Here is a 10,738-nt window from a genome sequence, read left to right on the forward strand (position 1 = left end):
CCCGGCGCGGATCGGTGGTCGGGGACATGGTCGGGATCACCTCCTGCTCAACCGGAGCCAGCCCCGAGCGGGCACCGGCCGGGTACCGGATTCACTCGGCGGGCTGACATGAGGCCAATCGAACGCTTGTACGAAATACTAGAGCATGCCCTCCTCCGCTCCTGTGCCGCAGCCTCCCGCCGGCCGGCCCCACGGCTGGTTGGACGCCGAGGTGCTCTCGGAGCGGGAACTCGCGGCGGTGGCTGCCGACGCGGTGCGGGCAATGGGGCACTGGGCCTCGAGAGGGTGGCGGTCTCGGCGAAGCTGGCCACGGTGAGGTGGCAGGCCCTCGACCAGCTGCGATCCGGCACCCTGACGGCCATCGATGTCCACGTCGGACCTGCCCCCGTGGTCCGCGTGACGGGACCGCCGTGACCTGGCCCTGATCCACGAGGTCACCGGCGGCCAGTGGGGTGCCGGCCGCGATGCACGCGGCAAGACCGTGTACGCCGACCTGACGATCCCGCCCGGCGCGCCCCCGCGTCCACGTGATCCACCGTCGCCACCAGCGACACCGTAGGCCACCTGACCAGCACGAGGAGGAGAAGGACGATGCCCAACGAGAGCACGAAGACACCGCAGCAGCAGACGACCGCACAGCAGCTCCAGGACCTGCACGCCCAGGTGGTGACGTTCTACAAGGACGGGCACTCGGTGGAAGCCACCGGGAAGAGGTTCGACAGGTCATACGGCTGGGCACACCGGATTCTGGCCGAGGCCGGAGTGCTGCGCCCGCACGGTCGCCGACCCGTCCCCGTCCCCGACGCCGTCGTCAAGACCGCCCCGGAGCACGTCTGCTCCTGACCCGAGCGCCGACAAGGTCTCGTTCTCCGCAGGGGAGAGCGAGACCCTGTCACGTGTGTGCACCCTGGCGGAGCCGTCAGGCCGACCTGGCGAGTACCACGTCGGCGCGGTGGAGGAAGTCGCCGACGGCCGGCTCCTTGCGCCACGGGTCGAACGCGCGGGTGAGGTCGCGCAGGTATCCGTGCGCCCGCTCCGAGCGGACCCGACCCAGGATCTCGATCGCGCGCTCGCCGTAGACCAGGCCCTGGTCCAGATTGCGGCCCTGGAGGTGCGCGGTGCCCAGTACGGTCATGCGGATGCCGACGGCCCGGGTGAAGACCTGCTGCGGCATCGCCTCCGCCTGCAGGTCCCAGCGCAGCGCGGCGGCCGGCTCGCCCAGGTCTCTGGCGATCTCGACCGCGTCCGCGCTGATCCGCTCCAACGTCAGGTAGGCCAGCCAGTCGGGGTCCCGGGAGTCGGACCGCACCGACTCCAGAAGGCGCACGGACTCGCCGAGCGCCCGCCAGGCGGCCTTCGCGTCACCGAGCTTGCCGTACGCCCGGGCAGTGGCCAGCTGGGCGAACGCCAGCACCCGCGGGCCCGCGACGTGGCGCGCCTTGTCGTAGGCGCCCTCGGCCATGTCCACCGCGGCGTCCGGGTAGCCGCGCAGCAGCGCCTGGAGCCCCATCGTGCTCAGCACGTAGCACCCCGTCTGCAGGTCGCCGGAGGCCTTCGCCAGACGCAGCGCCTGGACGAAGCCGCGCTGGGCGCGGGGGTGATGGCCGGCGTCGAAGTCCGCCCACGCCTCGACCCGGGCCAGCTCGGCGACGACGTTGAACAGCTCCCGGCCGACGCCCTCGGTGAACGTGCCGGCGAGCAGCGGGGCGGCCCTGGTGTGCAGGCACTCGGAGACGGCGGAGATCTGCCAGGTGCCACCACCGAACTTCGAGTCCCAGGCGCGGGCCTCCTCAGCGGCGGACCACAGCTCGGCCAGGTCGCCGGCACCGACCTGGCGCCGACCGCCCTGGTGCGGGATCTGGGGATCGGCGGGGACGGAGAGGTAGCGCATGACGGGGGTGGTGAAGGCGGAGATAGCGAAGGGGCCCTGGGTCATGAAGTCTCGGCGGCGCACAGCACTCCAGTATTCGGTAGCGACGCGCAGCGCGTCTGCCGGTTCCCTGGAGAAATCCAACCCGACCTGACGGGCCGTCAGCTTCGGGCGCGCCCAAGCCGATCTCCTCGAGGGTGACCGGCCGGCCGAGCCGTTCGCCCAGCGCAGCGGCCAGACAGCGCGGCGCCCTCCGAACTCTGACCCACTCCGAGGCTCGGTTCGATTCCGACAGCACGACCATGCTCGAACAGGTCACGGCGGACGTTGTTCCTGGTCATGGAGTTGGTTCGCGGTCGCAACCTGGGCCAAGTCCTGCACGAGGACGGCGTCCCGCCCATCGGACAGGCCGTGGAGTGGGTCGCGCAGACTGCCGATGCCCTCGCGGCCGCGCACGGGGCCGGGATCGTGCACCGGGACCTGAAGCCGGCGAACATCATGCTCACTGATGCCGGGGCGGTGAAGGTGCTCGACTTCGGCATCGCCCGCCGCCTGGAGACCAGCGACCTGACCAGCACCCAGATCATGGGAACGCTCGCCTACATGCCGCCGGAGCGGTTCAACACCGGCCACCAGGACGCACGAGGCGACCTCTACTCCCTCGGTTCCGTCCTGCACGAACTCCTGACTGGCGAGACGCCCTTCGGTGACCTGCTCACCACAGCCCTGATGTTCGCCCATGTCCAACGAATCCCCGATCCCCCAGCACCCGCCGCCCCGACGTTCCCCTGCCCCTTGACGCGCTCGTGGCCGAACTCCTCGCCAAAGACCCTGATCAGCGTCCCGTCGGCGCCGAGGAGCTTCACAGCCGCCTCAAAGCCCTCACCCCACCCGCGACGACACCGACCGGGCAGACGGCACCCACGGTCCCCGCACGGCGGCAGCCGCAACCCGCTCCACCCGCGTTGGCCCCAACACGGGTCGACCACGGCCCGGTGCAGGCAGCCGAGAGCCTACGGCCCCACCCGGCTCAGGCAACACCCGTCGTGGCGGGCTCCGGCCGGCCAAGCGAAGGGTCGATCGCGCGGCCCATCGCACCTGGCAGCACCACCGAGCTGCCGACTCCTGACGTTCCCCTGACCGAAAACGCCGAAGCGGCAATAGGTGGCACGCACCCTGCGCCATCCAGGTACGGCTGGGTGAAGCCGCCACGCCCCTGCACCTGGCGTCCGTGCACCTGGGCTCACGTTCTCCCGAGCGCCGACAGATCGAGGCCCGCTCAATGACGACATGGCAGCGCCCGGGACTCGCTCTGCTCCTCGGCGGCGACTTCAACAGCTACAGTCGCTCGGGCCTGGAACAGCAGCCCTTCCCGGACTGGGACGAGATGCAGGACCGCTGCCACACCGAGCACCGGACCCGTGGCGGCGTCGAGACCGACACCGAGCCGGACCGGATCCTCACCGCGGTGGATATCGACGATCTGGCAGTGCACGCCGCCAGACACCTCGGGCAGCACGAAGCACCCGCACCTACCGCCAGACCAGCGGCAGGGACCGCCGCAGCGAAGCGACCAGCAACGAGCCTCCCGCTCCCTGCTCCCCGCATTGCGCAGTTTCAAGGTTCTGCCCATGCCGGAGTTCAGCGATCACGCCCTGACCCTGTCCGTTTGGGACGAGGACGCTCTCCTGCACAGGCTCTATCGCCACATCCAGTTCGACTACCGAACTGCGGCCTGAACTCGGGACACAACCCGCCTGCATCGCCGACACGAACCGAGGTAGCACACCGGTCGTCCCCTCCGCCACGGCTGTGACGGACCGAGTCAGTAGCCCAGGATGGAGAGACGGTTCCGTCGGAGGTGGTCACGTCCCAGCCGCGGTCAGCGACTGGGACGGGCAGGACCACGTCGAGCCGGGCCGTGGCGCGGGCCTGCCAACCGGGCCGGGCGACTTCCTCCTTCGTCTTCGGCCTCTGCGCCGGCTACGGGGTGATGACGCCGGCGTTGGCGGTGGAGGGCAGCAGGTTGGCGGTGCCGGCGAAGGTGGCGGTGTAGCCGCCGTTGGCGAGGATCACCGGGAAGGTGATCGCCTCGGAGAGCTTGGCGGTGCCTTGGGCGTTGGTGACGGCGGTGCCCAAGGTCCGGTTGCCGGTGCTGAAGGTGATGGTCTGGCCGGGCACCGGCAGTCCGGTGACGAGGTCGACCAGGATGGCGTTGAGGAACGGGTAGAACACCTGCGGCGGGAACAGCTTGGACAGCGCCGGGGTCGCGGTCAGCGAGGTGGCGTCGGCCAGGTAGGTGAAGCCGTTGACCAGACTGGCGGTGCCACTGGGGGTGGCGACGGTGACCGTGGCCGGTCCGGCCGCCTCGGGCGGGGTGGTGGCGGTGATCTGCGTGCCCGCGGCATTGACGACGACGTTGGTGGCGGGGTTGCCGCCGATGGTGACGCTGGCGCCGGTCAGGTTGGTGCCGGTGATGGTCACCACGGTGCCGCCGGTGGCGGATCCGTGGTTGGGGCTGATGCCGCTCAGCGTGGGCGCGCCTTGGAAGACGCTGACGCTGTTCGCCCCGAAGTTCGCGACGTAGACCTTGCCGTTGGGCGCGACCGCCACGTCGATCGGCTCGGTGCCGACCGGGATGGCAACGCCCACCACGGTGTTGGTGGTGGTGTCGATCACCGTGACGTCGTTGGCCCCGAGGTTGGCCGTGTAGGCGAGGCCGTTGGGGGCGACCGCGATTCCCCACGGGTTGGCGCCGACGGGGATGCTCGGGACCAGGACGGTGTTGGTGGTGGTGTCGATGACCGTCACGTTGCTGGATGCGATGTTGGCGACGTAGGCGTTGCCGTTGGGGGCGATCGCGATGAAGTTCGGCTGGGTGCCGGCGGGGATGGCGGTACCCACCACGGTGTTGGTGGTGGTGTCGATCACCGTGACGTTGTTCGACCCTCGGTTGGCGACATAGGCGTTGCCGTTGGGGGCGACGGCCATTCCGACCGGGTTGGAGCCGACGGCGATGGGCCCGCCCGTGACGGTGTTGGTGGTGGTGTTGATCAGGGACACGCTGTTCGCGAAGAACTGGCTGACATAGACGTTGCCGCTGGGAACGACCGCCGCCGCGGCCGGACCGCCGGACAGCGGGATCGGGACGCCCACGAGGGTGTTGGTGGCGGTGTCCAGCACCGACACGTTGGCCGAGCCGTTGTTGGGGATGTAGGCGTTGCCGTTGGGGGCGATCGTCAGCCAGCTCGGGGTGGTGCCGCCTTCGGGGATGCTCGGGATGGTGACGGTGTCGGTGCTGGTGTTGATCACCGTCACGTCGTTCGAGCCGCTGTTGGCGACGTAGAGGTCGCCGCCGGGGGTGAACGCCAGCCCGACAGGACTGGTGCCGACAGTGATCGTCTGCTCTTCGGGACCTGCCGCCGCCACCTGGCCGGTGACAGCGGGGCCAAGAGGGCTGGGTATCGGCAGCAGTTGCTGCGCTGGCGTCTGAACGTCCGTACTCATGCGGACCCCTTCGGTAGGGGCTACCCTCGTCCCGTCGAGCCGTCGTGTAGAACTCGTCCAGGACCGCAGATCCCGTCCTCGGGCACATTGACGACCGACCGCACACTGGGCAAAGCCACGGGCCGCTCACCCTGAGGAGGGATAGGCAGCCCGGCGGTTGAATTAACCCTTTCATCCCCGCAACGCCGGTGGGTGAAACGCCACTTCGTACCGAAAGTGCGGAATCCTCACAGAAGTCATTGGCCTGATCCCAGCTTTGACTGCCACCGCTGCGAGTCAGCTTGAGAACTCCCGTTCGAGTTCATTTGTAGCCGAACTTTGCCGGGCGCTGGAGGTAACCTATGGCGAACTTCCCGCCCTGAGCGGGCATTTGATATGAAAAGATTACCCGCTATGTTCTAGTGCATGCCTCGCCAGGTTGGTGTGCTCTCGTCCGTTATGCGCTTGGCGAGGCCGTCGATCGAGGTGATGTGGATCATAGCCTCGGAGCTGGCTGGAGAGCCTCGCAGTCGCGGGCGAGGTGCCGCCAGAGCGTGATTCATCCCAGGCTTCCGCTCGACTTCCCACCGCCTCTTCGCTACATGGAATCCGGGGATGTTGGACTTCCGGTGGACGACTTCGACGTCGATTCCCAGGCTGGCTCCGTGCTCGACGACGGCGTTCTCGAAGCCGGCATCGACCCGGCTCTTGGAGATGCTGGGGTAGGTCTTCCTGACCTGGTTGAGGAGGCGTATTTCCAAGTGGCCGCCCCCAAGCCCATCTGACGTCCAGCCGTCGTGTTCAAGGTTGAGGCTGCCGATGGTGATGAGTGCCATGTGATCTCCCTTATTTGCACGGATACGGGATCCTCGCGAAGGTCGATGAACTCTCGCAGGAGAGCGTCGGGTTGAAGGTCGGCACGTTGTACGGAGTGCTGGCCCGGCTGGTCGAGGAAGGCCTGGTCGAGCCTCACCGCGAGGAGCACCGGTCCGGCCGGCTGCGGCGCTACCACCGCCTGACCGAGGCGGGCCGGGATGCTCTCGCCGCCGAGGCCCACGGCCAGGCCGCGAACGCACGCGTTGCCATCGAGCGTCTGGGCGCCCACCAGCCAGCGACCCCCAGGAGTACCGGATGATCCTCGAACTCTGTCAGGTCACCCCGCCACCGACCGCATGACCCTGCTCCTGAGGTAGTGGCGCGGCCCGGTCCGAAAGCGCTCCGACCGCACACGGAGGCCGATCCCGGAGGCGGTCAGGCGCTCGGTTTGGGCTGCGGGTGCGCGGCGCCGGTGTCGGCTGCGCGTGCTTGGCGGAGCTTGGCGGCGACGCCGCGGGTGGTGGGCATCGGGGCCAGGGGGCGGGGAGTGGCGGGCTGGGGTGCGGTGGGTTCGGCGTCCTGCCACAGGGGGCGGACGTAGTCGACGTCGCCTCCCATGACGTGGATGAGCACGGCCAGGTGCTCCCAGTTCGTGAGGTCGCGGCCCGACAGCAGTGACTCCACCTGATCCGGTGCCAGCTGGTTGCGGGAGGCTGCGGCGATGTCGCGCGCGGAAGGGGCGCCGCAGCGGACGTGCAACGTACACAGCGCGGTCACCAGGGCGTGGAATGCCTCGGGTGGGCACAGGCGGGTGGGGGGTGAGGTGCGGGCCGCGGTGCGCGGGGTGCCGTACTGGCGAAGCCGCTCGGACTCCCACAGACCGCGCAACAGCGCGGGATCGGTGCCGCAGGCCCTGGCCACGGACTCGGTCCAGCGCCAGGTGGGGATCCGGTCACCGCTGAGGATCCTCGACAGGTAGGAGGGGGAGCACTCGCTCTTCCTCGCGATCTCGCGCTGGGAGAGGTTGGAGGCACGCACGGCCTGCGACAGGACGGAGGCGAGCTTGTTACGACTGGCGCGGGCCTCGGTGGGCAGTAGTGCGGGTGGCGACACCGGGGGCTGGGGCGCCTGGGGGCTGTCGGGAACAAGCAGGCGCGGCGCGGGCGGCGTTTCACGGCCAGCCGAGGGGGGCCGGGTGAACTGCTGCAGGCGGCGCCGGACACGGTCGTCGCGGAACCGGTGGCGTGCGGTGTCCTCGCTCATGCCAAGCGCCGCGCCGATTCTGGCCCAGGTGGTGCGTTGGCTGCGCTCGTGGCCGACCAGACCTGAGGTGAGCGCGTCGAGTTGGGTCTGGAGCTGGAGAGCCAGCTCCAGGTGCTGTGCCTGGAGGTCGTGGTCGGCGTTGCTCAGCTCGGCGACGATGCGACGCAGGGTGGTCTGCATGGTGTGGGTGATGTTGGCCAGGACGCGCGGGACGTCCTGGATGGGCTGCTGGACGTGAGTCCGGCGGCGAGTTGAGCGGGGATCGGTGTCGTTCACCAGGGGTCCTTCAGGGCGGGCGGTCCACGGCATGCCTGGGGTGAGCCGGTTGGATGGAGCCGTATTTGGCAATCGGGGGCGGATGGCGGGGGCGGGAGGCTCGGGCAGCTCCCGCCCCCGGTTGATCAGCGTCGACGGCTCCGGCGCCGGTCAGTGCCCTGGAGAGCCAGAGAGCGAGTAGGACGGCCACGAGCGGGATCACGCCGGGTGGCATTCGGTGCAGGTCGTAGGGCACAACGACGATGAGTGGTGCCGTGCGGGTCGGCAGATTGACCGGCAATGCGCTCGCGTTGCCCACTTGGTGCACACTAAGCGAAGGCCTCGCGGGTCGAGGCGTCCCCTTGCTACGGTCAGCGCCACGGGCCTGACCGTGAGAGCGGGCGGCACGGCGGGTCGAGGGGTGTCGGACACGATGCTCCTTGGAACTCCGGATTGGTTGCTGTAGCCGGCGCGGGAGCCCAACAGGGTTGGGAGCCAGGACGAGCTCCCGCGCACGGTGGCGACCCTAGAGCGAGATCTGATCGACCATCAGATGGACATTTCAGACGCCCTGTCGATCGCTGCAGGACATCCGGTCGCCTGGTCACGGGGCAACATGAAATCCAGTCCGTCAGCACCCGAAAGACCGCTTCCGGCAACGGACTTGTGCTATGGATGGGTGCCCCCTGCTTGAGGATGGCGATCAGGTCGGTGACGGCGCTGCATGGTCGGGAGGCCAGGCGCTGGGCCGTACGCCGGGCCTCGTCACCGACCTTTCGCCACGAAAAACGGTGGGCCCGTGAAGGTGACTCGGCTCCACGATGCAGTCTGTGGGGACCGTGCCACTGCCGATGACGTCGCCCGCGACGGGCCCGGGTCCCCCGTGAGGCGGTCTGGTGGCTGCCGACCTCACACATCCGGATCGCCACCTACGGAGAGCTGACCGCAACACAGGGCCAGGAGGTGTACCGGATGATCGCCTCGATCACCCCGGGCCCGGCCGACCTGCCGCTGGACTGCGTGACGGGGTCGCCTACCTGGGTCGGATCCACGCCCGGGCTGGGAACACGTCGCTCGCCGGGTGGAACTGCGCGGCCCTGGCCTTCGGCGGTAGCGCTTTTCGATGCTGCAAGAGGTGTTCTGGCCGAACGGGCAAGGCGGTCCCGGGGCGGCCCCCTCGTGAGCTTGCGCAGCCCTGGTATCCACCGGCCACTGGAGCGGGAGTGCTGACCGACAGAGGAGCCTCGCCGCAGTTCGTAGCGGGTGCCACAGACTCGATTAGATGGTCCTCACGTCCCCACCTGAAGGTGGCTGGTCCCCGTGTGCCTCCCTAACCGATATGTGAGGGTGACTGTGCGGTGGTGGATGTCGAGCAGCATGAGGTACCCAGTCCTGGCTCCGGTTGTCAGTGGATCGGGCGCCTGGATGGGGAGGACTGCTGTCCGCCCTCGAGGTGCCTGGTCGGTGTGACACCCGCTCAGAGAACCCACGTGGGCACGCGGGCCTTTACTGCAGAAGGACACACATGTCCTGACCTGCGGTTATGTTCTTGGCAAGGGCTGGAAAACCAGACGCTAAAGCCGGAAAACCAGACGTTACGGCTGGGGTTTGGGCGGGGGCTGGTGGGCGACACGACGCCAAGTGTCTGCGTTTCTGCATGGACGTCCTGTAGGTTCATGCCTCTAAGGTCGGGTTTTCTGGAGCTAGCGTCTGGAAAAGCCGCCGTTAGGAGCCGATGGCAGACCCGCCCGTGTTCCGAGCAACGGGCAGTGACCAGCACAGCGAGGAGCAGGGATGGCGCGCAAGGGCAACATCGCCCTGGTGAACCTGGACACGGGAGCGGTACTCCCCGCGCCCAAGGTCAGGACCCCGCACTCCATGGACGGGTCGTACACCCTCAACGCCTACACCGACGACGCGCCGCTGTACTCGCTGGCGCTGTCCGGGGCGGAGTGGGCGACCATCGACTGGGTACGCTCGAACGGAGGAGCTGGGGCCGCAGTCAAGGTGACCGCCGCGGCCGCAGCCGGGGCCATCCACGTCACCGAGACCACGGCGAAAACGGCACTGGCCCGCCTCGTGAAGCTCAACATCCTGCTGAAGACCTCGCCGCGGAGCTCCACCTACCAGCTCAACCCGCGTCGGTTCTGGGAAGGCAGCGGCGAGGCTCAGGTCCAGGCATGCCGCAGGTTGGACCCACCGGCCATCGTCCCCGACAAGAAGGCCCTTGACGCGGCGAAGAAGGCCGCGGAGAAGGCCGCGGCCAAGACACCTGGTCCACGCCGCGTCACCAGCCGCACCACGACTGGAGGAACGAGCCGATGAGCGCCGCCACCCACGGATACGGTCACGGGCCCTTCGACCCCGAGACCCTCGGCATGCCGCCGATCTACACACTGAACCTGTCCGCCGCCCAACGCAGCGTCTTGGAATGGCTCACCGCTCAGGGAGCGGTGTTCGACCTGGTCACCGCCGATGTGGAGCAGATCGCCCACGACTGCGGCACATCCCTGTCGACGGTCTACGACGCCCTCTCCCGCCTGGAAGCCCTCCACCTGGTGGAAAACCCCGACCCGACCCGCTACCGGATCAACCCCCGCTACTTCTTCGCCTCCAACCCCGAGATCCGCCGCTTGGTCGCGGAAGCGCTGGAGGCGCCCGAGATCACTCCCGACGCACGCGCGGCGGCACCGCGCAAGATTGGCAACATGGACGCCATGCGCCGGCGCACGATCAGGGCTGTCCGAGCCGAAGAGGACGAAGAATAGGCGCCCGGCCGACTGACCGGCGGCTGCGCGCGACCTAGAGCGTCGCAGGCCAGCAGCCAGGCAGGTGCCCTCACCCTGCTGTGGTTCACCCAGCCAGGTGAACGTCGGGTTCTCCGGAGCTAACGTCTGCTTTTCCCGCCCTTAGGACCGGGCCGTTCCACCTGCGGTTTCCGGCCCGGTCCGAAGCTCCGGCGCCCGCGTGGGTAGACCAAACCGGCAGCCGGGCCGTAGCGGTGGCCTCGATGCCGCGTTCCTCGGAGTGCCCCTGGTGCCCGCGTGT

At 68.8% G+C, this 10,738-nt stretch carries 9 protein-coding genes and 1 pseudogene; 5 read left to right on the plus strand and 5 right to left on the minus strand.

From position 1 onward, the window contains the following. Window positions 1-591 precede the first annotated feature (591 nt). Window positions 592-843: a helix-turn-helix domain-containing protein gene (locus ABD323_RS36435; protein ID WP_344446385.1), complete on the plus strand. Its 252-nt coding sequence runs from the start codon at window positions 592-594 to the stop codon at window positions 841-843. Between the two features lie 76 nt (window positions 844-919). On the opposite strand, the gene ABD323_RS36440 is transcribed toward ABD323_RS36435, so the two are convergent. Continuing rightward, window positions 920-2,101 carry an NsdA family TPR-like regulatory protein gene (locus tag ABD323_RS36440; protein WP_486327161.1) on the minus strand — a complete coding sequence of 394 codons (1,182 nt, stop codon included), beginning with the start codon at window positions 2,099-2,101 and terminating at the stop codon, window positions 920-922. A gap of 108 nt (window positions 2,102-2,209) precedes the next feature. Between ABD323_RS36440 and ABD323_RS36445 the strand changes: the two genes are divergently transcribed. Further along, window positions 2,210-3,010, plus strand: coding sequence for a serine/threonine-protein kinase (locus ABD323_RS36445; RefSeq protein WP_344446387.1), 801 nt, complete (start codon window positions 2,210-2,212; stop codon window positions 3,008-3,010). A gap of 139 nt (window positions 3,011-3,149) precedes the next feature. Here ABD323_RS36445 and ABD323_RS36450 read toward each other — a convergent pair whose 3' ends face one another. The 3 genes and pseudogenes from ABD323_RS36450 to ABD323_RS36460 form a co-directional block, all read right to left on the minus strand. Further along, a complete protein-coding gene (locus ABD323_RS36450) occupies window positions 3,150-3,389 on the minus strand; it encodes a hypothetical protein (protein ID WP_344446388.1) in 240 nt (79 codons plus the stop codon). A 464-nt stretch (window positions 3,390-3,853) separates the two neighbouring features. Next, entirely contained in the window at window positions 3,854-5,377 is a 1,524-nt protein-coding gene (locus ABD323_RS36455) for an IPT/TIG domain-containing protein (protein WP_344446389.1), read from the minus strand. A 398-nt stretch (window positions 5,378-5,775) separates the two neighbouring features. Then, a pseudogene (locus ABD323_RS36460) lies at window positions 5,776-6,114 on the minus strand (IS5/IS1182 family transposase); the annotation flags it as partial. Window positions 6,115-6,206: 92 nt separating this feature from the next. Between ABD323_RS36460 and ABD323_RS36465 the strand changes: the two are divergent. Further along, a complete protein-coding gene (locus tag ABD323_RS36465; RefSeq protein ID WP_344446390.1) occupies window positions 6,207-6,491 on the plus strand; it encodes a PadR family transcriptional regulator in 285 nt (94 codons plus the stop codon). Between the two features lie 116 nt (window positions 6,492-6,607). On the opposite strand, the gene ABD323_RS36470 is transcribed toward ABD323_RS36465, so the two are convergent. After that, on the minus strand, window positions 6,608-7,711 hold the full coding sequence (locus tag ABD323_RS36470; protein ID WP_344446391.1) for a helix-turn-helix domain-containing protein: 1,104 nt from the start codon (window positions 7,709-7,711) through the stop codon (window positions 6,608-6,610). A 1,773-nt stretch (window positions 7,712-9,484) separates the two neighbouring features. Between ABD323_RS36470 and ABD323_RS36475 the strand changes: the two genes are divergently transcribed. Together ABD323_RS36475 and ABD323_RS36480 are read left to right on the plus strand one after the other, a co-directional pair. After that, on the plus strand, window positions 9,485-10,015 hold the full coding sequence (locus tag ABD323_RS36475; protein WP_344446392.1) for a MarR family transcriptional regulator: 531 nt from the start codon (window positions 9,485-9,487) through the stop codon (window positions 10,013-10,015). Continuing rightward, window positions 10,012-10,458 (plus strand): helix-turn-helix domain-containing protein, encoded by a 447-nt coding sequence (locus ABD323_RS36480; protein ID WP_344446393.1) that lies wholly within the window; start codon window positions 10,012-10,014, stop codon window positions 10,456-10,458. Before ABD323_RS36475 ends, ABD323_RS36480 begins: the two co-directional genes overlap by 4 nt. Window positions 10,459-10,738: the final 280 nt, after the last annotated feature.

Origin of the sequence: Kitasatospora nipponensis (genome assembly GCF_039528135.1) — a bacterium.
Lineage (GTDB): Bacteria > Actinomycetota > Actinomycetes > Streptomycetales > Streptomycetaceae > Kitasatospora > Kitasatospora nipponensis.

What these genes read in the sequence shown, in the direction of transcription:
- ABD323_RS36435 (WP_344446385.1), top strand. Translation starts at nt 592, where the DNA reads ATGCCCAACGAGAGCACGAAGACACCGCAGCAGCAGACGACCGCACAG.
- ABD323_RS36445 (WP_344446387.1), top strand. Translation starts at nt 2,210, where the DNA reads ATGGAGTTGGTTCGCGGTCGCAACCTGGGCCAAGTCCTGCACGAGGAC.
- ABD323_RS36455 (WP_344446389.1), bottom strand. Translation starts at nt 5,377, where the DNA reads ATGAGTACGGACGTTCAGACGCCAGCGCAGCAACTGCTGCCGATACCC.
- ABD323_RS36475 (WP_344446392.1), top strand. Translation starts at nt 9,485, where the DNA reads ATGGCGCGCAAGGGCAACATCGCCCTGGTGAACCTGGACACGGGAGCG.
- ABD323_RS36480 (WP_344446393.1), top strand. Translation starts at nt 10,012, where the DNA reads ATGAGCGCCGCCACCCACGGATACGGTCACGGGCCCTTCGACCCCGAG.